15 protein-coding genes and 1 pseudogene are annotated in these 22,433 nt (G+C 70.3%); 5 read left to right on the top strand and 11 right to left on the bottom strand.

The window, feature by feature from the left end; all coding sequences use genetic code 11:
• Positions 1–51: 51 nt before the first annotated feature.
• Together LK06_RS15330 and LK06_RS15325 are read right to left on the bottom strand one after the other, a co-directional pair.
• Positions 52–1,371, bottom strand: coding sequence for a M18 family aminopeptidase (locus tag LK06_RS15330; RefSeq protein WP_043434450.1), 1,320 nt, complete (start codon positions 1,369–1,371; stop codon positions 52–54).
• Between the two features lie 81 nt (positions 1,372–1,452).
• Positions 1,453–3,279: an acyl-CoA dehydrogenase gene (locus LK06_RS15325; RefSeq protein WP_039653582.1), complete on the bottom strand. Its 1,827-nt coding sequence runs from the start codon at positions 3,277–3,279 to the stop codon at positions 1,453–1,455.
• A 534-nt stretch (positions 3,280–3,813) separates the two neighbouring features.
• Between LK06_RS15325 and LK06_RS15320 the strand changes: the two genes are divergently transcribed.
• From LK06_RS15320 to LK06_RS15310, 3 genes are all read left to right on the top strand, one after another.
• A complete protein-coding gene (locus tag LK06_RS15320; RefSeq protein ID WP_039653581.1) occupies positions 3,814–4,299 on the top strand; it encodes an SseB family protein in 486 nt (161 codons plus the stop codon).
• A 117-nt stretch (positions 4,300–4,416) separates the two neighbouring features.
• Positions 4,417–5,394 (top strand): pirin family protein, encoded by a 978-nt coding sequence (locus LK06_RS15315; RefSeq protein WP_039653580.1) that lies wholly within the window; start codon positions 4,417–4,419, stop codon positions 5,392–5,394.
• A 179-nt stretch (positions 5,395–5,573) separates the two neighbouring features.
• Entirely contained in the window at positions 5,574–6,713 is a 1,140-nt protein-coding gene (locus LK06_RS15310; RefSeq protein ID WP_043434453.1) for an AI-2E family transporter, read from the top strand.
• Here the strand turns inward: LK06_RS15310 and LK06_RS15305 are convergent.
• Positions 6,674–8,806, bottom strand: a pseudogene (locus LK06_RS15305) (ATP-binding SpoIIE family protein phosphatase); the annotation flags it as partial. The gene LK06_RS15310 and the pseudogene LK06_RS15305 overlap by 40 nt on opposite strands.
• A 175-nt stretch (positions 8,807–8,981) precedes the next feature.
• Between LK06_RS15305 and aspS the strand changes: the two are divergent.
• Entirely contained in the window at positions 8,982–10,745 is a 1,764-nt protein-coding gene (gene aspS / locus LK06_RS15300; protein ID WP_039653578.1) for an aspartate--tRNA ligase, read from the top strand.
• Between the two features lie 103 nt (positions 10,746–10,848).
• On the opposite strand, the gene LK06_RS15295 is transcribed toward aspS, so the two are convergent.
• The 6 genes from LK06_RS15295 to LK06_RS15270 form a co-directional block, all read right to left on the bottom strand.
• A complete protein-coding gene (locus LK06_RS15295; protein ID WP_039653577.1) occupies positions 10,849–11,568 on the bottom strand; it encodes a nucleotidyl transferase AbiEii/AbiGii toxin family protein in 720 nt (239 codons plus the stop codon).
• 338 nt (positions 11,569–11,906) lie between these two features.
• Positions 11,907–13,523: a methionine--tRNA ligase gene (metG, locus tag LK06_RS15290; protein WP_043404694.1), complete on the bottom strand. Its 1,617-nt coding sequence runs from the start codon at positions 13,521–13,523 to the stop codon at positions 11,907–11,909.
• 88 nt (positions 13,524–13,611) lie between these two features.
• Entirely contained in the window at positions 13,612–15,315 is a 1,704-nt protein-coding gene (locus tag LK06_RS15285) for a VWA domain-containing protein (protein ID WP_043434457.1), read from the bottom strand.
• A 101-nt stretch (positions 15,316–15,416) separates the two neighbouring features.
• Entirely contained in the window at positions 15,417–17,357 is a 1,941-nt protein-coding gene (locus tag LK06_RS15280; RefSeq protein ID WP_039653574.1) for an FUSC family protein, read from the bottom strand.
• Positions 17,358–17,461: 104 nt separating this feature from the next.
• Positions 17,462–18,370, bottom strand: coding sequence for an endonuclease/exonuclease/phosphatase family protein (locus tag LK06_RS15275; RefSeq protein WP_078858973.1), 909 nt, complete (start codon positions 18,368–18,370; stop codon positions 17,462–17,464).
• Positions 18,371–18,434: 64 nt separating this feature from the next.
• Complete coding sequence (locus tag LK06_RS15270) at positions 18,435–19,238, bottom strand: alpha/beta fold hydrolase (RefSeq protein ID WP_039653571.1); 804 nt, start codon at positions 19,236–19,238, stop codon at positions 18,435–18,437.
• A gap of 108 nt (positions 19,239–19,346) precedes the next feature.
• On the opposite strand from LK06_RS15270, the gene LK06_RS15265 reads away from it, so the two are divergent.
• Positions 19,347–20,696, top strand: coding sequence for an aminotransferase-like domain-containing protein (locus LK06_RS15265; protein ID WP_039653570.1), 1,350 nt, complete (start codon positions 19,347–19,349; stop codon positions 20,694–20,696).
• Here LK06_RS15265 and LK06_RS15260 read toward each other — a convergent pair.
• Positions 20,596–21,525: a hypothetical protein gene (locus tag LK06_RS15260; RefSeq protein ID WP_039653568.1), complete on the bottom strand. Its 930-nt coding sequence runs from the start codon at positions 21,523–21,525 to the stop codon at positions 20,596–20,598. The genes LK06_RS15265 and LK06_RS15260 overlap by 101 nt on opposite strands.
• 371 nt (positions 21,526–21,896) lie before the next feature.
• Positions 21,897–22,337: a hypothetical protein gene (locus LK06_RS15255; protein ID WP_039653567.1), complete on the bottom strand. Its 441-nt coding sequence runs from the start codon at positions 22,335–22,337 to the stop codon at positions 21,897–21,899.
• Between the last annotated feature and the right edge of the window lie 96 nt (positions 22,338–22,433).

Here is a 22,433-nt window from a genome sequence, read left to right as displayed (position 1 = left end):
GCCCCGTGTGGCATCCGGTGGGCACCGGAGATCCCGACAGGGAGTGACGGGCTAGCCCGCCAGGAAGGCCGTCAGGGCGTTCGCGAGCAGGAACGGGTCATCGGCACCGCAGAGTTCGCGGGCACTGTGCATCGAGAGGATCGCGGTACCGATGTCGACGGTCCGGATGCCATGGCGGGCCGCGGTGATCGGGCCGATGGTGGTGCCGCACGGCATCGAGTTGTTGGAGACGAAGGTCTGGAACGGGACGTTCGCCTGCTCGCAGGCGGCTGCGAACACCGCGCGGCCCGAACCGTCCGTGGCGTAGCGGTTGTTGACGTTGACCTTGAGGATCGGACCGCCGTTGACCCGCGGGTGGTGCGTCGGGTCGTGCCGCTCGGCGTAGTTGGGGTGGACGGCGTGGCCGGTGTCGGAGGACAGGCAAACCGTTCCTGCGAAGGCGCGGGCGCGGTCCTCGTACGACCCTCCCCGAGCGAACACGGAGCGCTCCAGGACGGATCCGAGCAGCGGACCGTCAGCACCGGTGTCCGACTGGGAGCCGTTCTCCTCGTGGTCGAACGCGGCCAGCACAGGGATGCGGGTGAGCGGGCCACCGGAGGCGGCGGTGGCTGCCAGGGCGGCGGCACCCGCGTGCACCGACAGCAGGTTGTCCATACGCGGACCGGCCACCAGTTCGCGCTCCCGGCCCAGGTACGCCGGCGGTTCCACCGGGTGCACCATCAGGTCCCAGCCGGCCACCGAGCCCGCCGCGAGTCCCGCCTCCTGCTCCAGGAAGGCGATCAGGTCACCCTCCGGCACATCGTCGCCGAGCCCCCAGACCGGCTGCAGATGCCGCTGCTTGTCGAGCTTCAGTCCCTCGCTGGTGACCGTGCGGTCCAGGTGGATGGCGAGCTGGGGCACCCGCAGCAGCGGCCGGTCCACGTTCACCAGGACCGCTGAGCCGTCGTGCAGGACGAGCCGGCCCGCCAGGCCCAGGTCCCGGTCCAGCCAGGAGTTCAGCAGCGGGCCACCGTAGACCTCCACGGCGACCTGGCGCCAGCCGTGCGCCCCACTGTCCGGGCGCGGCTTGACCCGCAGGTTGGGGGAGTCGGTGTGTGCACCGATGATGTGGAACGGTGTGTGCGCGGGGGCGCCCTCGGGGACGTACCAGGCCACGATCGCGCCGCCGCGCAGTACGTACTTGCCACCGCTCCCCGCGGCGGAGCCCGCTGCCTCTGTGTCCCACGCATCGGTCTCGGCAACCTGCCTGAAGCCCGCCTTCTCCAGCCGTTCGGCGGCGTTCGTCACGGCGTGGTACGGCGACGGGCTCGCCGCCAGGAAGGACATCAGGTCGTCGGTGTGGCCGCGGTCGAAGCGGGAGGGTTCGCTCATGGGGTTCACCTTAACGACGGCCGAGGGCCCGCTCCCCGTCCAGTGGGGTGCGGGCCCTCGCGGGAGCGGAGGGTGCGGGTGTTAGAACGCTGTCTCGTCCAGGTCCATCAGATCCAGCTCGACGTGCGCGGCGATCTTGCGGGCGAGCGTGACGCCCGGCAGGACGTTGGCCGCGAAGAACTTCGCCGCGGCGATCTTTCCGGAGTAGAACGCCGTGTCCTTCGCGGAGGCCGTGGCCAGCTTCTCGGCGGCGACCGCGGCGCCCTTGAGGAGCAGGTACCCCACGATCACGTCACCGGAGGCCTGCAACAGGCGGGTGGTGTTCAGGCCCACCTTGTAGATGTTCTTGGTGTCCTGCTCGGTGGCTGCGAGATCGGTCAGCATCAGGCCGACGATCGCCTCCAGCTCCACCGCCGCCTTGGCCAGGTGCTCGCGTGCGCCTGCCAGCTCCTCGCCACCGGTGCCGAGCGCGAGGAACTTCTTGATGTCCTCGGCGAGCGAGTTCAGCGCGGCGCCCTGGTTGCGGACGATCTTCCGGAAGAAGAAGTCCTGACCTTGGATCGCCGTGGTGCCCTCGTACAGGGTGTCGATCTTGGAGTCCCGGATGTACTGCTCGATCGGGTACTCCTGCAGGAAGCCGGAGCCGCCGAAGGTCTGCAGCGACTGGGCGAGCTGCTCGTAGGCCTTCTCGGATCCGTAGCCCTTGACGACGGGGAGGAGCAGGTCGTTCAGGGCGTGCTCGGCGGAGGCGTCCTCGGCGTTGGCCTCCTTGGCCTGGATGGCGTCCTGGACCGAGGCGGTGTACAGCACCAGGGCGCGCATGCCCTCGGCGTAGGCCTTCTGCGTCATCAGCGAGCGGCGCACGTCGGGGTGGTGGGTGATGGTGACCTTCGGTGCGGCCTTGTCCATGAAGTTCGCCAGGTCAGGACCCTGGACGCGCTCCTTGGCGTACTCCAGTGCGTTGAGGTAACCGGTGGACAGCGTGGAGATCGCCTTCGTGCCGACCATCATCCGGGCGAACTCGATGATGCGGAACATCTGGCGGATGCCGTCGTGCTTGTCGCCGATCAGCCAGCCCTTGGCCGGGTGCTTGTCGCCGAAGGTCATCTCGCACGTGTTGGAGGCCTTCAGGCCCATCTTGTGCTCGACGTTCGTGGCGTAGACGCCGTTGCGCTCGCCCAGCTCGCCGGTCTCGAAGTCGAAGAGGTACTTCGGCACGAGGAAGAGGGACAGGCCCTTGGTGCCGGGGCCGGCGCCCTCGGGGCGGGCGAGGACGTAGTGGAGGATGTTCTCCGACATGTCGTGCTCACCGGAGGTGATGAAACGCTTCACACCCTCGATGTGCCAGGAGCCGTCCTCCTGCTGGACTGCCTTGGTACGGCCGGCGCCCACGTCCGAGCCCGCGTCGGGCTCGGTGAGCACCATGGTGGAGCCCCACTGCTTCTCGACGGCGATCTGGGCGATGTGCTTCTGGACCTCGTTGCCCTCCTCGAAGAGGATGCCGGCGAACGCCGGGCCCGAGGAGTACATCCACACGGCCGGGTTGGCGCCCAGGATCAGCTCGGCGTAGGCCCATATCAGGGAGCGGGGCGAGGTGGTGCCACCGATCTCCTCGGGCAGGCCGAGCCGCCAGTACTCGGAGTCCATGAAGGCCTGGTAGCTCTTCCGGAAGGACTCGGGGACCGGTGCGGTGTTGGTCTCCGGGTCGAAGACGGGCGGGTTGCGGTCGGCGTCGGCGAAGGACTCGGCCAGCTCGTTCTCGGAGAGGCGGGTCAGCTCCTCCAGGACGCTCTTGGCGGTCTCGACGTCCATCTCCGCGAAGGGGCCGGTGCCGTACACCTTGTCGCGCCCCAGTACTTCGAAGAGATTGAACTCGATGTCGCGGAGATTCGACTTGTAGTGCCCCATGGCGATGGCTCCGTAGAGAGATCGGCGAGGCACTGACTCCTCGCACCTAGTTCACGTACCAACAAGTAGCTACGAATGATGCTACCCGTCGGTAATAAGAAGCAACCCCTATCGCCCCAAGTGTGAGCAGGGTCTACTCGCCCGCATCCGTGAGCAGGGCGGCCCGCCGGTCCGGGGGTCGATGAAAGGCAGGTGACCGCCCGGTATGGGTGGCGGGTGGATCTGCGGAGTCCGGGGGTGCCTCCGGTCGGTGTGTGGCGAGGATGGTCAATTCGGCCATGGTCGGGTCGCGGCTGACCGGGGCCGAGCTGCCCGCGCCGGCTGTCGGGGGACGTGCGGAGCGGGTGGGTCGGCGCTGGGTCGATCCGGTGCGGATGTCGGAAACCCGCAGGGTGTCGGTGGCGCACCTAATGTGTAGCGGTCGGTATAGAAGTGGATGCGGAAATGCGGAAACCGTTTCTCCGGTTTATTCGTGCTCAGCGCAGAAAATTCCCCGTCGCCCGGACCGCGGTCGCCCCTCGGTAGGCTTGCGCCATGTACGGATACGGCCAGCCGATGGACGGGGGAGCTGCTCAGCAGCAGTACGCCTCGGCGCAGCAGCAGATGCCGGGTGGTGTCGGCGGGTACGGCCAACAGGCCCCGCTCTACCCGGAGCCGTCCTCACCCTCCCTCGCGGACGCGGTGCGCGCCTTCACCACGGGACAGATGCCCGCCGAGGACTTCCAGCAGATCTTCGCGACGTCGAAGGTGTACTGCCCGCGCGGTGACACCCCGGGCTTCCTGGCCCTGCACAACACCCAGCAGCCGGTGATCCCCATGTTCACCTCGCTGAAGGAGTTGCGCCGGTACGCGGGCAAGGAGTCCAAGTACTTCGTCATCACCGGTGCCGAGGTGATCGACCTGCTGCCGACGGGATACGGCTTCGTGCTCGACATGGAGGGCGAGCACAGGATGGTGTTCGACGCCAAGGCGGTCGAGCAGATGGTCGACTTCGCGATGCGCCGGATGTACGGCGGCTGACCGCCGCTTTGGCCGTGAGGGCGAAGCCCGGAGGGAATGCCCTCCGGGCTTCCCCTGTTGTGGGTGGCAAGAAGTTCAATGCTCAACTAAACTGGGCGTACCAAGGAGGTACACACCATGCCCGCAGTGACCGTTGAGAACCCGCTGACGCTGCCCCGTGTGACCGCTCCCGCCGACGCCGCGGCACGTCCCGTGTTGGCTGTCACGACCGCCCCGAGCGGTTTCGAGGGCGAGGGTTTCCCCGTGCGCCGTGCGTTCGCCGGGATCAACTACCGCTTCCTCGACCCGTTCATCATGATGGACCAGATGGGTGAGGTGGAGTATCAGCCCGGGGAGCCGAAAGGAACCCCGTGGCATCCGCACCGCGGCTTCGAGACCGTCACCTACATCATCGACGGGATCTTCGACCACCAGGACTCCAACGGTGGCGGTGGCACCATCACCAACGGCGACACCCAGTGGATGACGGCGGGCTCGGGCATCCTCCACATCGAGGCGCCGCCGGAGCACTTGGTGGTGTCCGGCGGTCTCTTCCACGGCCTGCAACTGTGGGTGAACCTCCCGGCCCAGGACAAAATGATGGCGCCGCGTTACCAGGACATCCGCGGCGGCCAGGTACGACTCCTGGCCTCGCCGGACGGCGGCGCGCTGCTCCGGGTCATCGCCGGTGAGCTGGGCGACCACGCCGGTCCCGGCATCACGCACACGCCGATCACGATGGTCCACGCCACGCTGGCGCCGGGCGCGGAGATCACCGTGCCGTGGCGGGAGGACTTCAACGGACTGGCCTACGTCCTCGCAGGCCGCGGGGCGGTCGGTGCCGAGCGTCGACCGATCCACCTCGGTCAGGCGGCCGTCTTCGGTGCCGGGTCTTCGCTGATCGTCCGCGCGGACGAGAAGCAGGACTCGCACACACCGGACCTGGAGGTCGTCCTCCTCGGCGGGCAGCCCATCCGTGAACCGATGGTCCACTACGGCCCGTTCGTCATGAACACCCGCGAGGAGCTGGAGCAGGCGTTCGAGGACTTCCGGAAGGGACGGCTGGGCGAGATCCCGGCCGTACACGGGATGACGGGGAGCGGTCCTCAGAGCTGAACCTCCCGGTGCGGCCCCGTCGTCCGGCCCGCTTCGTCCGGCCCGCTTCGGCGGGCCGGACGACGGGGCCGGCCAGGGGGACGGCGCGGAGCCTCCCGGCACGGGGCGGTGGCGCGAACCTCACCCACCCGGTCGCGTGCGGCAGGACAGTGCGTCGAAGGGCATGATCCGCTGGGCTCGTGCACCTGTTGCCCGACCCCGTCCGCCGGCTCGCCGCCTGGTGTGTCGTGCTGCTCCTCGCCGCCGGGGTGGGATGGGTCGGGGTGCAGCTGTGCGCGGAGTTCCGTACGGCCGTCACACCGGTCCTGCTGGCCCTGCTCGGCACCGCGCTACTCGGGCCGCTCTACCGGCGGCTCGTGCGGTCCGGGGTGCAGCGGTCGGTGGCGGCCGGGCTCACCTGCGTCGTCGTCGTGGTCGTGGTCGGCGGTGCCGTGTATATCGTCGCCGCCGCGCTCATCGACACCGGCGACCAGATCGTCAACTCGCTCCGGGAGGCCGCCAAGGCCGTCTCCCGGCACTTCGGGGCCGCCGGGACCGGTCTCGACGATCTCGCCGCCAACTCGCGCGAGCTGTTGAGCAGGTTCGGCCAAACCGCCGCCTCCAACGTCATCAGCGGAGTCAGCGTCGTCGGCGAGGGCATCGCCATGTCCGTGCTCGCCCTCCTGCTCGTCTTCTTCTTCCTGCGCGACTCCCACCGTGCCATGGAGGCCCTGCGGGCCGTTGCCCCCGGCGGCACCGCAGACACCCTGGAGACCGTCGCCCGGCGTGCCTTCGCGGCGGTCGAGGGATTCATGCGCGGGACCACCGTCATCGCCTTCATCGACGCCGTGTGCATCACGGCCGGCCTGTTGATCCTGCAGGTCCCCGGTGCGATCGGGCTCGGCGCGCTCGTCTTCGTCGGCGCCTACATCCCCTACCTGGGTGCCTTCATCTCCGGCGCGGTGTCCGTGCTGGTCGCTCTCGCGGACCGCGGCTTCGTCGTCGCGCTGTGGGCCCTCGGGGTGGTGTTGGCGGTACAGGTGCTGGAGGGGCATGTGCTGCAGCCCGTGATCCAGAGCCGGACCGTGCAGATGCATCCGGCCGTGGTGATGCTGGCCATCACCGCGGGTGCCTCCGTCGCGGGCATCCTCGGCATGCTGCTCGCGGTCCCGCTCACCGCGGCCGCCTTCGGAGTCCTGCAGGAGCTGCGGGGGCGTTACGGGGACCCCGGACCGGCAGGTAGGGCCCCCGGACCGTCGGATGAGCCGACCGGACCGTCGGGGCCGGCTTCTGAGGCCCCGGGGCCGGACACCGGTCCCGGGGCTCCGACCGACTCGTAGAGCTCGAACCAGATGCTCTTGCTCTCGCCCCGTGGGTCCACTCCCCACCCGTCGGCCAGCAGCTCGATCAGCATCAGGCCACGCCCGGAGGAGGCCAGTTCGCCGGGGCGGCGCACGTGTGGCAGGTCGTCGCCCGCGTCGGTGACCTCTACGCGCAGTCGTCGCACGCCCCCGTTCCCGGCCACTTCGGCCAGCAGCAGGGCATCAGCGTCGGTGTGGACGAGGACGTTGGTGACCATCTCGGACACCAGCAGCACCGCCGAGTCCACCTGGTCGGCCGATGCCCAGTCGTGCAGCAGCTCGCGCAGGTACTGGCGGGCCTCGGCGATCCGCTCGGGCTCGTCCTGGGCCACCGACAGCAGCGTGCGCCGCACCGTGGGCCGTACCGTCACCGTGTCGCCGCAGCCGCAGCCCTCCCCCGGCCGGCACAGCAGCACCAGCGCGATGTCGTCCTCGCGGCGGTCGGCCAGTGGGCCGGTGGTGTGGTGCGAGGACGGTCCGTGTACGCCCCGCAGCAGTTCGTCGGCCAGCGCATCCACGTCGCCCCGGTGGTCTTCGAGGATCGCGCGCAGCCGCCGCCAGCCGCTGTCCATGTCGTGCCCACCGGTCTCGATCAGGCCGTCGGTGCAGAGCATCATCGTCTCGCCCGGTTCGAGGGCGAACCGGGTCGTCGGGTAGTCCGCGTCCGGGTCCACGCCCAGCGGTAGCCCGCCCGCTGTCGGCCGCATCATCACCGTGCCGTCGGCCATCCGGATCGCTGGGTCCGGGTGCCCGGCGCGGGCGATCTCCAGTATCCCGGTCGCCGGGTCGGCCTCCACGTACAGGCAGGTCGCGAAGCGCAGGTCGGCCAGCTGATCGTCGTGCGTGATGCCGTGCAGGAAGCGGGAGGCACGGGAGAGGACGGCGTCCGGGCGGTGCCCCTCGGCGGCGTATGCGCGCAGTGCGATCCGCAGCTGGCCCATCAGCCCGGCCGCGCGGACGTCATGGCCCTGCACGTCCCCGATGACCAGCGCGAACCGGCCGGAGGGCAGCGGGATCATGTCGTACCAGTCGCCGCCTACCTGCAGTCCGCCACCGGTGGGGACGTACCGGGCGGTCACCCGTATCCCGGGGATCTCCGGTCCCAGCGACGGCAGCATGGAGCGCTGCAGCCCCTCCGTCAGTTCCCGCTCGGACTCGGCGGCCCCGGCCCGGGACAGAGCCTGGGCGAGCATGCGGGCGACCGTCGTCAGGACCGCCCGCTCGTCCGGGGTGAACGTCACCGGATGGGTGAAGCCCGCCATCCAGGCGCCCATCGTCCGCCCGCCCACCGTCAGCGGCAGGAACGCCCACGACTGGCGGCCGAAGTGCTGGGCGAGTGGCCAGGTGACCGGATAGCGAGCCTTGTACTCCTGAGGGCAGGAGAGGTAGACGGCCTGGCCGGTGCGCACCACCTCGGCGGCCGGGTAGTCCGTGGCCAGCGACATGTGTGAGAAGGGGCCGTCGGTGCCGGGCTGGTGTCCGTGGTGGCCGATGATCGTCAGCCGGTCGCCCTCCACCCCGAACACCGCGAGCCCGTCCGGGGAGAACCCGGGCATGGACAGCCCGGCCGCGACCCGCAGCACTTCCTCCGTCGACCGCGCCTCCGCCAGCGCCCGGCCCGCGTCCAGCAGGAAAGCCTCCCGTGAACGCCGCCAGTCGCCGGTCACCGCGCTGCGGCCGGCCGGCGTGCCCGGGGTCGGCTCGGTCACCTCTTGGAGCGTGCCGATTAGCTCGTAGGCCCGCCGCTCGGGATTGAAGGACGGCTTCGAGCGGCTGCGCACGACCCGCAGCACATCCCCCTGTTCGTCCATGATCCGCACGCGCACCTCGGCGAGCGTGCCCTCGGCAACCGCCAGCTGCACCACCCCGGTGATCTCGTTCCAGTCGACGGGATGCAGCCGGGCCCGGGTCTGGGACTCGGTGAGCGTGGTCGGCTGCGCGGGCAGCCCCAGCAGTCGTGCCGCTTCCGCGTCCACCGTGACCAGTCCGGAGGCGGTGTCCCACTGCCACAGCCCGGTTGCGAGGGCGGTGAGGACGTCCTCGACGGATGGCAGCGGCTCGACCATGCGCATTGCCCTACTTTATGGAGATGTGGCTGGTGCCTGCCACCCTGGACGGGCAGGCGTAACGGTGGGGAGCCGATCTTGGGGTGCCCGGTACCCTTGGTGGGTCCGGGCCCCGTGCCCGTTCCCGTCGGCCCGCAGAGCCGGCAGGAGAGAACCCCACCACGAAGGACGATGAACGACGATGCACCGGTACAGGTCCCACACCTGCGGCCAGCTCCGCGCCTCTGACGTCGGCACCGACGTTCGGCTGAGTGGCTGGCTGCACAATCGGCGCGACCTGGGCGGCATCCTCTTCATCGATCTGCGCGACCACCACGGCATCACGCAGCTGGTCGCCCGCCCCGGTACCCCTGCGTACGAGGCTCTGGACACGATTTCCAAGGAGTCCACGGTCCGCGTCGACGGCACGGTTGTTTCACGTGGAACCGAGAACGTGAACCCCGACCTTCCGACCGGCGAGATCGAGGTCGAGGTCGCCGACGTCGAGCTGCTGGGCGCTGCTGCGCCGCTGCCCTTCACCATCAACACCGAGGACGGGGTCAACGAGGAGCGGCGCCTGGAGTACCGCTTCCTGGACCTGCGCCGCGAGCGCATGCACCGCAACATCATGCTGCGTACGGCCGTGATCTCGGCGATGCGGCACAAGATGGCGGCGATGGGCTTCAACGAGATGGCGACGCCGATCCTGTCCGCCACGTCCCCCGAGGGTGCTCGCGACTACGTGGTCCCCTCCCGTGTGCACCCGGGCAGGTTCTATGCGCTGCCGCAGGCACCGCAGCAGTTCAAGCAACTGCTGATGATCTCCGGCTTCGACCGGTACTTCCAGATCGCGCCCTGCTTCCGTGACGAGGACGCCCGTGCGGACCGTTCGCCGGGCGAGTTCTACCAGCTCGACGTGGAGATGTCCTTCGTCGAGCAGGAGGACATCTTCCAGCCGATCGAGCAGCTGATGACGGAACTCTTCGAGGAGTTCGGCGGTGGCCGCCACGTCACCTCCCCCTTCCCGCGCATCCCGTTCCGGGAGGCGATGCTGAAGTACGGCTCCGACAAGCCGGACCTGCGCGCCAAGCTGGAGCTGGTGGACATCACCGATGTCTTCGAGGGCTCGGAGTTCAAGGCGTTCGCGGGCAAGCACGTGCGTGCGCTGGCGGTGCCGGACGTCGCCTCCCAGCCCCGTAAGTTCTTCGATCAGCTCGGTGAGTACGCCGTCGAGCAGGGCGCCAAGGGCCTGGCCTGGGTACGGGTGGCCGAGGACGGCTCGCTCTCCGGTCCGATCGCGAAGTTCCTCACCGAGGAGAACGTCGCGGAACTGACCAAGCGGCTCTCCCTGGCCTCCGGCCACGCCGTCTTCTTCGGCGCGGGCGAGTACGACGAGGTCTCGAAGGTCATGGGAGCCGTCCGGGTGGAGGCCGCCAAGCGGGCCGGCCAGTTCGAGGAGGACGTCTTCCGCTTCTGCTGGATCGTGGACTTCCCGATGTACGAGAAGGACGAGGACACCGGAGCGATCGACTTCTCCCACAACCCCTTCTCGATGCCGCAGGGCGGCCTGGAGGCCCTGGAGACCCAGGACCCGCTGGACATCCTGGGCTGGCAGTACGACATCGTCTGCAACGGTGTCGAGCTGTCTTCCGGCGCCATCCGGAACCACGAGCCGGACATCATGCTGAAGGCCTTCGAGATCGCGGGCTATGACCGTGACACCGTCGAGGAGAAGTTCGCGGGCATGCTCCGCGCGTTCCGCTTCGGGGCCCCGCCGCACGGTGGCATCGCGCCCGGCGTGGACCGTATCGTCATGCTCCTCGCGGACGAACCCAACATCCGCGAGACGATCGCCTTCCCGCTCAACGGCAACGCCCAGGACCTGATGATGGGTGCCCCGACCGAGCTGGACGAGTCCCGCCTGCGTGAGCTGCACCTGAACATCCGCAGGCCGCAGCCGAAGTAAACCGAACCGGTACTACGGCCCCGCTGTGCGCGCCGATCCCTCGGAGTCGATCCGATGGATCGGCGCGCACAGTCGTCTATGAAGGCCGGCGACGGCTTCGACGCTATGGTCCCGCCCACTCCTCCTGTTCACCTTCCTCGTCTCCTTCGCCCTGCGTGTCCGGGGACGCACCGTCCTCCAGCAACCGCTCGGCGATGTCGTCGGACCAGTGCTGTGCCCAGGCACGCAGGGCTGTGACCTGTGGTTCCGTCAAGCCGTACCGGAGGAAATCGGCGTCCGCGTAGAAGTCCGTGCCGGTCAGCCGGGACTGGAGAGTGGGCAGGTCGAAAGGGTCGTGGGCATGCCGGCGGCCCAGTTCCTCCAGGTCCGGGAGGGAGAACCGGGAGGCGGCGGCCCGCGCGTCGATGAGATCGACGGCCGCGCCCCGGTCGTACAACGCGCGGATCTTGGTGCCGACGGCGTCCTCAAGGGAGAGGGCCGGGCCGTACTCGGTGAGTTCCGGCGGCTGCCAGAAGGCCTCCTTGTGCAGCGCGAGGGCACAGGTTTCGCCGCTGGGCGGGTCCGTGACGGTCAGTCGGACGGTGAGCACGTTGACGGGTCCGGTACGTACCTGCCGCCCCCGCGCTTCCAGCGTCGAGCCGACGGCACCGGCGATCCGGTCCATCGCCTCGGCGCTCTCCGTGGCGAAGTCCAGGTCGGTGTGCGGGCGGCGGAGCAGACCGTGCGCCTGCAGGGCGTATCCGCCGGCGAGGACCAGCCCGTACGGGCTGCCTGCGGTGACCACGTCCGCGAGGAGCCGTCGGTGGGGTTCGGGGATGTTCACGGCATCAGTACTTTGCCAGAACCGGGGGGAGTCGCGCGGGTGCCCCGCCCCGGCGCTCACTTCAGGCTGATGGCGGCGCGGCGTCGGAGTCCTGGGCGAGCAGGTCCTCGCACCCACTGCGCTGTGGCCTGGCCCCGGCCCACGGGGAGCCTCTTTGCGCCGGTTCCCGTCCAACCGGCCCGCCATGGCGGCCAGCCCCGCCGGCCCCGCCGCACAGGTGGGCGCCGGACCGCTGACCGCTCGGGGCAGGGGCAGCAGGCGGGGGGTGGGGAACAGCGTGGGCCCGAGAGCCCCCACGGGGTTCCCGGGCCCACGCCGAACGTCCGCGGATGCGCTTGCTACGCGCTCGGCTTCTCCTCCAGACGCGGGAAGAGCACCGCGCCCTTGGTGACCGTGGAACCCGCCGGCAGCCGGCCCCACTCGCCGGCCGACTGGACCTTCTGGTCTGCGAGGGAGCCCAGGGTCGCCCCGGCCCCGAGGGAGTCCCACAGCTTCTGGGAGGTCTCTGGCATGACGGGGTTCAGCAGGACGGCGATCGCGCGAAGGGACTCCGCCGCCGTGTAGAGGATCGTGGCCAGGCGGGCCCTGCCCTCCGGTGACTCGTCCTTGGCCACCTTCCACGGCTCCTGCTCCGTGATGTAGCCGTTCACCTGCTTGACGAAGTCGAAGACGGCGAGAATGCCGCCCTGGAAGTCCAGTTCCTCACCGATCTTCCGGTCGGCTTCCGTGACGACCTTGGCGAGGCCCTGGCGGACCGCCTCCTCCGCCTCGCCGTCGGCCGCAGCCCCGGGCAGGGAGCCGCCGAAGTACTTGCCGACCATGGCGGCCACCCGGGACGCGAGGTTGCCGTAGTCGTTCGCCAGCTCGCTCGTGTAGCGGGCCGAGAAGTCCTCCCAGGAGAACGAGCCGTCCTGACCGAAGGCGATCGCCCGCAGGAAGTACCAGCGGTACGCGTCCACGCCGAAGTGCGAGGTCAGGTCCTGCGGCTTGATGCCGGTCAGGTTGGACTTGGACATCTTCTCGCCGCCGACCATCAGCCAGCCGTTCGCGGCGATCCTGCCCGGCAGCGGCAGGCCCTGTGCCATCAGCATCGCCGGCCAGATCACCGCGTGGAAGCGGAGGATGTCCTTGCCGACCAGGTGGACGTCGGCCGGGAAGGTGGCCTCGAACTTCTCCTGGTTCTCGTTGTAGCCGACTGCCGTCGCGTAGTTCAGGAGCGCGTCGACCCACACGTAGATCACGTGCTTGTCGTCCCAGGGGATCGGGATGCCCCAGTCGAAGGTCGAGCGGGAGATGGAGAGGTCCTGCAGGCCCTGGCGGACGAAGTTCACGACCTCGTTGCGCGCCGACTCCGGCTGGATGAAGCCGGGGTTCGCCTCGTAGTGGGCGAGGAGCTTGTCGCCGTACTCGCTCAGACGGAAGAAGTAATTCTCCTCGCTGAGGATCTCCACGGGCTTCTTGTGGATGGGACATAGCTTCTGGCCTGCGAATTCACCGTCGCCGTCGACCAGCTCGCCCTGCAGCTTGTACTCCTCGCAGCCCACGCAGTACGGCCCCTCGTAGCCGCCCTTGTAGATCTCGCCCTTGTCGTACAGGTCCTGCACGAATTCCTGGACGCGGTCGGTGTGGCGCTGCTGCGTGGTGCGGATGAAGTCGTCGTTCGCGATCTCCAGGTGTTCCCAGAGGGGCTTCCATGCTTCGTTGACGAGTTTGTCCGCCCACTCCTGGGGGGTGATCCCGTTCGCGTCGGCCGTGCGCATGATCTTCTGACCGTGCTCGTCCGTGCCGGTGAGGTACCACACCTTCTCGCCGCGCTGACGGTGCCAGCGGGTGAGCACGTCGCCTGCGACGGTCGTATAGGCGTGGCCCAGGTGAGGAGCGTCGTTGACGTAATAAATGGGGGTGGTGACGTAGTACGCCTTTTCACCCTGCTTCTCGGATCCAGTGGCCGCCATAGGTCGAGATCCTACTGGCCTCGTGAAGATCGACTCACCTGCGTTTCGGGGGGTGGACCGATGGCGGCGGCCCACCCCCGGCCGGGTCTCAGGGGCGCCAGGAGGCCAGGAGGCCGTCGTACAGCTCCGTGTCGGTGAGTTCGCGGGGGGTGGGTCCCGCGTGGAAGAACGACGTGTTGCTGCTCTTCAGCTTGCGGAGGTAGTCGAAGGCCTTGTTGTCGTGCTCGCCGAAGGCCACGAAGGAGAAGAACACGGAGGGGTGGTTCCCGGCCGCTTCGGTGAGGGACCGGGTGGCGGGGGTCTTGGCGTCGGGGGCACCGTCGGTCTGGAAGATCACCAAGGCGGGGGTGGCGGGGTCAGCGTTCTTCTCGTAGTGGGTGAGCACGGCCTCCACAGCGGCGTGGTAGCTGGTACGGCCCATGCGGCCGAGGCCCGCGTGCACATCGTCGATCTTCGTCTCGTGGTCCGGCGTGAGGGCGAGGTCGGTGGTGCCGTCGACGTCCGTGGAGAAGAAGACGACGTGGACCGTGGCCTGCGGGTCCAGGTGGGCGGCGAGGGCGAGGGCCTGGTCGGCGAGAGCCTGGACCGAACCGTCCTTGTAGTACGCGCGCATGCTCGCGGAGCGGTCGAGGACGAGGTAGAGCTTGGCGCGGGTGCCGGTCAGGCGGGTCTTCCTGAGGGCGGCGGTGGCGGCCTTGTAGGCGGTGGTGAGGGAGGGGGCGCGGGTCCTGACCTTGGGGAGGGAGACGGCGGACTTGGGCTTGGTCTCCGTGCCTGCCTCTTCCGTGCCTGCCTCTTCCTCGGCAACGGTGTTGGTGTCCCCCGTACCGCTGGTGCGGCTCTCGTCGGCGGGCACGGGGGTCCCCTGCGGGATGTGCTCCGCGGGGGCGGTCTGCGGGACCGTCGTCGGTTCGGTGGGTGCGGCGGACACAGCGGCCGTGGTCGGCACGGGCTCCTCGGCTGCCCTGGGCTCTGGTGTGACGTCCGGTTCCGGTTCCGCGTCCGGTTCAGTGGGTTCGGGTTCGATCACCTTGGGTTCGGCTGCGGCTTCTGGTGCGGCCACCTCGGGCTCGGCCGGTGCTTCCGGTTCGGTTGCCGTCGCGGCGATCGGTTCCGGTGCCGCTCCACTCTCGGGCGCCGTCGGCTCCGGAGAGGTCACGGCCGGTGCATGCGGTGTCTGCAGCGCTCCGGCCGGTGCCTCCGACTCCTGCGCAGCCTCGGGCCGCTCCGCTGCCGGGGTGCCGTCCCCGGTCTTCTGCCCGGTCTTCTCGGGGCTCACCTCGGCCTCGGCCGCGGTTTGCTCCCCCGACCGCGATTCCTCCGGCCCCGTTTCCCTCGGCCCGGCTTCCCGCTGGTCCGCCTCCACCTGGCGGGGGACCTGGACGTTGCCGAAGGCCGCAGCCACCAGTTCGTGCTCGTCGGAGTCCGCCTGGCGGGGTTCGGGGACGGACGGGCTTGCCTCCGCGTCCCTGGTGGGTTCGGGGACGGACGGGCTTGCCTCCGCGTCCCTGGTGGGTTCGGGGACGGACGGGCTTGCCTCCGCGTCCCTGGTGGGTTCGAGGTCGGACGGGCTTGCCTCCGCGTCCCTGGTGGGTTCGGGAAGGGAAGGGATCGTCTCGGGGGTCCCGGCGGGCTGGGGGATGGAGGCACTCGCCTCTGCATCCCCGGTGGGCTGGGAGGCCGGTGCCACCGGTTCCGAGGTCGGCGCGGGGAGTTCCGCACCCTCTGCCTCGGCGGTGCGCGCCTTGCGCCCTCGGCCGAATGCGTTCCGCAGGAGAGTGAGAATGCCCATGTGCGCAACCCTTCGCGTGAGTTGGTGCCCGTCAATCCCTGGCCAGGACGGACACGTAAGGTTAGCGGCCCAGAGTCGGGTCGCGGCCGGTGGTGGAGCTGTCAATGCGGTGTCGTGATCGCTCTCGCCGCCGCCACCTCCTGCCGTAGAGATTCCAGCACGCTGTCCGAGGGGCCCGTCAGGTGCGTCCGGACCGCCACGAGGGTTTCCGACCGGCGGACCCCCTCCGACAGCGCGCGGAGCTCTTGGGACACCTGGTGGATCTCGGCGGCAGACGGGGCCGGGGCGCCGTGGCGGACGCGGACCCGGGCCGCCGTCGTCGCGTCGACGATACGTTCCACGGCGACGACCAGTGGCCACCAGGCGGCGGCGCGCCGACCGGTGGGTGGGGGTTCGGTCAGGGCCCGCTGGAATTCCGTACGGATGGAGGACAGGTCGCGGTAGAGGCGGCGGCGCATCCGGGCGCGGGCCGCCGTGTCGATGCCCGCGCCGAAAGCCGCCTCCACGTACACCGCCGTGTCCGCCACCGCGTCCGCCAGGCGGTCGCCGACCCGGGTGTGCCAGCTCTCCGGCCAGAGCAGATAGCCGGCGATCAGAGCGATCGCACAGCCCATGAGGGAGTCCAGCAGACGGGGGAGCAGCAGGGCGGTGCCCTGGTGGCTCAGCAGGTCGGAGAGGAGCAGGATCACCGGGGTGATGGCCGCCGTCTGGTAGCCGTAGCCGCGTGGGGTCAGGACCGGGATCAGTGGGGCCAGGACCAGCATGACGGGAACGTCCGCCCAACCGGGGGGCACCTCGGCCAGGACCGCCGCTGCGATCACCAGACCGGCCACCGTGCCCAGTGCGCGCAGCAGGGCGCGGGAGAACACCGAGCCGAAATCGGGTTTGAGGACGAAGGTGACGGTCAGAGCCACCCAGTAGGAGCGGGGGACGGGAATCAGCGAGACGAGGGCCTGCGCACACCCGATGCAGACGGCCAGGCGCAGACCGTAGCGCCAGGAGTGGGCGGACAGGACGACGTTGCGGGCCGCGCGGGCGGCGCGGACGCCGAGCGCGGCCGGTCGGCCGATGCGCTCGTCGACGCCGCCCGGATCGATGTCCGGGGCGGTGACCACGGCGGCGGCGTGCCGGAGGGCGTGCTCGACGGCGCGGGCCGTCTCGGTGGTGGGGGCGGGGAGGCTCGGCACCCCCGGTGGACCCGTGCGGCCGGTCTGGACGGTGTGGGCCAGTCGTCGCACTGCCTCGGGGACCTCTGGTGGGAGCGGCCGGCCGGTGAGGTGGACGGCGGGAGCCGCCTCCACGACGGGGGTGACAGCGTTCAACTGGGCGAGCAGCCGTGTGAGTTCACGGCTCCGGCCGTGGTGGCGGGCGCGGTGGGCGAGGATCAGGTCGTACGCCTGGTTCAAGGACTGGGTGACGCCGAACCGGACGGACGGGTAGCGGTCCGGATCACCGCAGGCGGCGAGCAGGTCGGCGACCCTCCGGTAGGTGGTGGCGACCGACACCCGCTCCGGCACTCCCGCTCGCAGCGGCCAGGCGAGCAGGGCGAGCGCCAGGACCAGCAGTCCGCCGCCGGTCAACAGGGCGGGGGCCAGCCACCAGGCGCCGGGGAGCGGGAGCCCGGCGCCGATCACGGCGTTCAGTAGCAGTAGCAGGCCCGATACGGAGGCCACCGCGCCGATCGTGGAGATCATCCCGGACAGCAGTGCGACACCGGTGACCACGGCGACCGCGTACCAGCCCCGGCCGTACACCAGGGAGCCGAGGATGATGCCGATCGCACCGACGAGTTGGGGCACGGCGAGCTGGATGACGCGCATGCGGTAGGCGTCGGCGGTGTCGCCGATGACGCCGTTCAAGGCGCCGATGGAGGCGAGCGCTCCGTATGCGGGACGTTCGGCCGCGAATCCGATCACCAGGGGCAGCGTCATGGCGAGCGAGGCCCGGACAGCCGCGGCCCGGTTGATGGGTGCCTTCGTGGTGCGGAGGTTCCGGACCAGCCAGTCGGGAGGGGTGAGGCCGATGGGGAACTCGCGGGACATGTGCCCATTATGGCGGCCTTGTCCTGGCTGGCTCGGAGCCGTTTGGGGCCTGTCCCCGGTTGCCTCCGCGCGGTCACCGGGCCGGACCGCTTCGCAGGGCGAGGTCAAGCGCGCTGGTGGAGGGCGAGGTCCACGACGAGTGCGCGGTGGTCGCTGCCGGCCACCCGGAGGAAGCGGGCGCTGGTTGCGGTGAAGTCCGGGGAGAGCAGGACGTGGTCGATCTGCGTGCCGATCACGGAGGCGGTGCGTGAGGGCCAGCTGGGCGTGCGGTCATGGTCGGCGAGACGGGCCGCGTCGGTCAGGCCGGTGTCCAGGATGCGGCGGAAGGCAGCGTGGTCCTGGGAGGCGTTGAAGTCGCCCGCGAGGATGGTGGGAGTACGGGTGTCCGCTGCGGCGAAGTCGTGGAGCCTGCCGAGTTCACTGCTCCACAGACCGAGTTGGTGCGGCAGCGGGGGCATGGGATGGGCGAGCTGGAGGCGTACGGTGTGGCCGTGTACATCGGCCACCGCGCCGGGCATGCCCATGGTGCCCCGGACGCCGGCGCTCGGCTTGAGCGGGAAGCGGCTCAGGATCAGGGAGCCGCGGGAGCCGGCCGCGCGCACCGCCTGCCGGTAGGGGTGACTGGTCGCGAACTCGCGGTTCAGGGTGGCCTGACAGGTGTACTCGCACTCCTCAACGAACACCACGTCCGGGTGCTGGTCGCGGACGATGGGCACCAGGGCCGGGGTGCCGCGACCGAACTCGACGTTCGAGGTGAGCACGCGGAGGGAGGCGAGGGGCAGTCCGTTGGAATCGGCGACCCTGCCGTACGGTTCCAGGTACCAGGCGAGCAGTCCGAGGACGGCGACTCCCCAGACCAGGCCGGTCCACCAGCGGGCGAGCAGCGCGCAGAGCAGGGCGACGCCGGTGGGCAGGAGCAGCCAGGGCAGGAAGGCGAGCAATTGGGGTATCGGGGTGATGCCGTCGGTGTCGGCCGCACGGCAGCCGGCGACCGCGCTCACGCCGGCTAGCATCAGCCCGGCACACCAGGCGCCGAGCCTGCGTGCGGGGCGTCGGGTCACGGGAGCGAGCCTATGGTCACCCGTCGAGCCGCGCCAGGAAGTCCCCGAGTACTCGGTTGAACTCCGCTGGCCGTTCCAGGTTCGGCAGATGGGCCGCGCCCTCGATGACGTGCAGTTCTGAGTCAGGCAGGGCCGCGTGCATCACCTCGGCGTCGGAGACGGGGGTGTAGGTGTCGTCGGCGCCGGTGATGACGAGCCCGGGTACGCCGACCGCGGTCAGCAGGGCCCGGTAGTCGGGGCGTTCGGCCCGGCCGCGCAGAGCCGCGGCGGCGCCTTGCGGGGAGGTGGCCGTCATCATGCGGTGCACATGGGCCTTGACGTCGGGATGCGCGTACGGGGCGACCATCCTCTCCAGTACCTCGTCGGCATAGCCCCGCATGCCCTCGGCGAGCAGTCGGTCGGCCATCGCGTAACGGCTCCGCCTGCCCTCGGGTGTCTCGGCGGCGGGGAAGGTGTCGGCGAGGACCAGGCCCCGTATCCGGTCGCCGTAGCGGGCGTAGCACTCCATGGCGATCTGGCCGCCCATGGACAGGCCGGCGAGGACGCAGGTGTCCACCTGAAGGGAGTCCAGTAGGTCACCGATGTCCTGGGCGTGGCGGGAGAGTGGGACGGTGCCGGGGGTTACCGGGGACGCGCCGTAGCCGCGCAGGTCGGGGGCGATCACCCGGCGGTCCGCTGAGAACCGCGTCAGCTGCGGCTGCCACATCGTGCGGTCGAAGGGATGGCCGTGGACGAGGAGGAGGGGAGTGCGCGTCAGGGCTTCGGGCTCTTCGCGCTCACCGGAGGCGCAGCGGACGTCGTGTACAAGGAGGGGGCGCATGAGGGCGACCCTAGGTTCCCCAACTTCTCGGTGCAATAAGATCTTTGCCCTCGGTGCAATCAGGGGCGCCGGGCCGGCCAGGCGGGCAGGACGACAGGGGGACGACGGGTGGACGACTACCGGCGCATTGCCGACCGGATCGCGCAGGACATCACTGGCGGACGGCTCCGGCCGGGGCAACGGCTCCCTCCACAGCGGGTGTTCGCCCGGCGGCATGGGATGGCACCCTCGACCGCGGGGCGGGTCTATGCCGAACTCGTGCGCCGCGGACTGGTGGTGGGGGAGGTCGGGCGCGGTACGTTCGTGCGCGCTACCGATCCGGACGGGCAACCCGGGCATACCCTGGCCGAGGCAGCGGCCAATGCCGTGCCCGTGAACCTGGAACTCAACTACCCGAGCGCCGAAGGCCAGTCGGAGCTGTTGGCCCCGGCCCTGGCGTCTCTGCTGCGGCCGGAGGAACTCGGCCGGGCGTTGCAGCCCGCCGCGGCGGCGGGTTCCCCGGCCGCCCGGGAGGCGGTGGCCGCGCTGCTGGCCCAGGTGGGTTTGAGACCGGCCCCGGGACGTGTTCTGTTCGCCGGCAACGCACGGCAGGCGATTGCTGCGACCCTCGCCTCGCTGGTGCGCCCGGGTGGCCGGGTGGGTGTGGAGCCGTTGACGTATCCGCTGGTCAAGGAGATCGCGGTCCGCCTCGGCATCACCCTGGTGCCACTCGCCGTGGACGATGAGGGGCCGTTGCCCGACTCCGTCGCCGCCGTTCACCTCGGCGCGCCCCTGTCCGCCCTCTACCTGCAACCGACGCTACACAATCCGACCTCGCGGACGGTGAGCGCCGGCCGACTGGAGCAGCTTGCAGGCGTCGTCCACAGGCTGGGGATACCGGTGGTCGAGGACCGGATCTGGTCCTTCCTGGACCCGGGCGGCACGCCTCCCCTAGCCGCGCTCGCACCGGGCCACGTCCACCTCGTCGACGGGTTGTCCAAGCGGGTCGCGCCCGGGCTGACCGTCGGGTTCACCGTCGTACCACAGGAACGTACGGAGGCGGTGGGGAGGGCCATACGGTCGGGCGGGTGGAGCGCGGCCGGGTTCGCGTTGGAGGCTGCCACGCGGTGGATCGGGGACGGAACGGTGGACCGGCTGGTGGCGGCCAAGCGGCGGGACGCGCGGCGACGGCAGCGGCTGGCCGCCAGAGAACTGGCCGGTTTCGTCGTACGGTCCGATCCGGCCGCCTACTTCGCCTGGTGGGAACTGCCCGCTCCGTGGCGGGCGGACACCTTCACGGCCGCCGCGCGGGCGCACGGGATCGCGGTGACGCCGGGTACGGCCTTCTCGGTCGATCCGAGCCGTACGCCGGACGCGGTCAGGCTCGGGCTCGGGTCGGTCCCTGAACGGGAGCTGGGGCGGGCCCTGCGGGTCCTTGCGCGCGTCGCCCGTGGCGGGCCGGGCGCAGGTACCGGGTGAGCCAGGCGGTGCAGGCCACCGCGAGACCCAGGCCGAGCAGCAGCCAGGCGACCGTGCGCAGGGTGCCGGTCAGGGCGTCGTAGATGGCACCCGCGGCCGGGTGGGGCACATCGGCGGGTAGGCCGGCGAGGGTCAGGCCGCGACCGACGGTGAGGGCGAGGCCGAGTAGTGCGCCGCCGAGGGCCGTGCCCAGCGCGGTCGCGGCGATGGCCCGGCGACGGCGGACGGCGAGGGCGATACCGATGACGGCGAAGGCGACGGCCGCCACCGGCAGCCAGAAGGCGGCGACTTCGAGCACGTGGAATCCCTTTCGGAGCGTTGCCAATTCGCCTGCCGGGAGCACCGCGATCGCGGTGTGCTGCACCGGGATGCGCTGGGCGAGCGGTACATGGTCCTGCTGGAGCTGGCGTTTGACCTGGGCGGTGACGGGGGCGAGGTCGACGGTGACCGGACGGTCGTGCCCGTCTTCCTCACGCAGGGCGCGCAGAATCGCGTCGTGGGTGACCCGGTTGCCGGTGTCCCAGGCCAACCGGAAGGCCTGGGTCCGGGTGAAGGAGCGCACCGCGTCGTGTACGAACGGGCGGACGGAGGCGCGCGCCGGGCGGACGTCCAGGTGTTGGTCCACCGCGTGCCAGATGTCGTCGCCGACCGTGTCCGCGACCGCTTCCCGGACGTCCGGGTCGGCGGCGAGCGGGGCCATCGTGGTGACGTACCGGCCCGTGTCGGTGAGCCCGTACGCAGCCCAGGCCGCCAGCGCGCCGAACGGCACGAGGAAGCAGGACAGGGCGATGAGTACGGCCGACAGGGCGCTCCTGAGGCGTGGGGGCACGTTTCCAGAGAACGGTCCCGGAGGGTGGTGCGCGAGCGGGAGGACTGCGTTCGGGGGACAACAGCGGCGCATCAGGGGGGTATGGGGCGGCCATCAGGGTCACGGGGAGGCCACCAGGGGGCAAGGGGAGGGACGTGGAAAAGGCGGGGGAAAAGCGGGGGAAAGTTGGGGGAGGGTGGGGAGGGAGGGGAAAGGCCATGGCCCTCCCTCCCCACCCCTACCTCGCTCGCTACTTCTCCTTTGACGTCCTTGGCGCCTGCAGACCGGAGCGCGTCCGGAGGGTACGGGGGAGAACAGGGGAGTGCGTGGGCCCCGGCCTTCTGGCCGGGGCCCACGCATGCACCCGCACACCTCATCGGACACGGCCGCGCTCAGCGGATGCGTCGTCCGAACGCGTCCTCGTGCGTGTAGTAGCGGTAGAAGAACGGCACGAAGGTGGCTGCGGAGATCAGCAGGGACAGCAACACCGTCCGCCAGATGCTTTCGTTGGACTGGGCGTAGAGGAATCCGAACGCGCAGCCGACGAACGCCGTCCACAGCAGTGCATGCAGTTCCCGCGGCATCCGCGGGGCCAGTTCCAGCAGCGCGAAGCACACCACCGCGAACACCAGCGTGCTGACGAAGCCGAGCAGCAGGTTCCAGCCGGTGATGGGGCCGCCGGCACGGTTGTCCGCCGCCACCCAGTAGCCGTAGATCAGACCGAGCACGATCGGGAAGGTGATCCGGGCGATCGTGTGCGTGCGCTCGCTGAAAACGTCGGGTGGGCGGCCGGGGCGGGACATTCTGCCGGGTGCGGGTGCCGCATGAGCCATGAGAGCGCTCCTCTCTCGTCCCCCGCCTTCCAGACCACACCTGGGGACACGGCCTGGCAAGTCGGCCGACAGGGTGACGGACGCCCGGATGCGCCG

Source organism: Streptomyces pluripotens (genome assembly GCF_000802245.2).
Classification (GTDB): domain Bacteria; phylum Actinomycetota; class Actinomycetes; order Streptomycetales; family Streptomycetaceae; genus Streptomyces; species Streptomyces pluripotens.
This window is presented reverse-complemented; position numbering and strand designations above follow the sequence as displayed.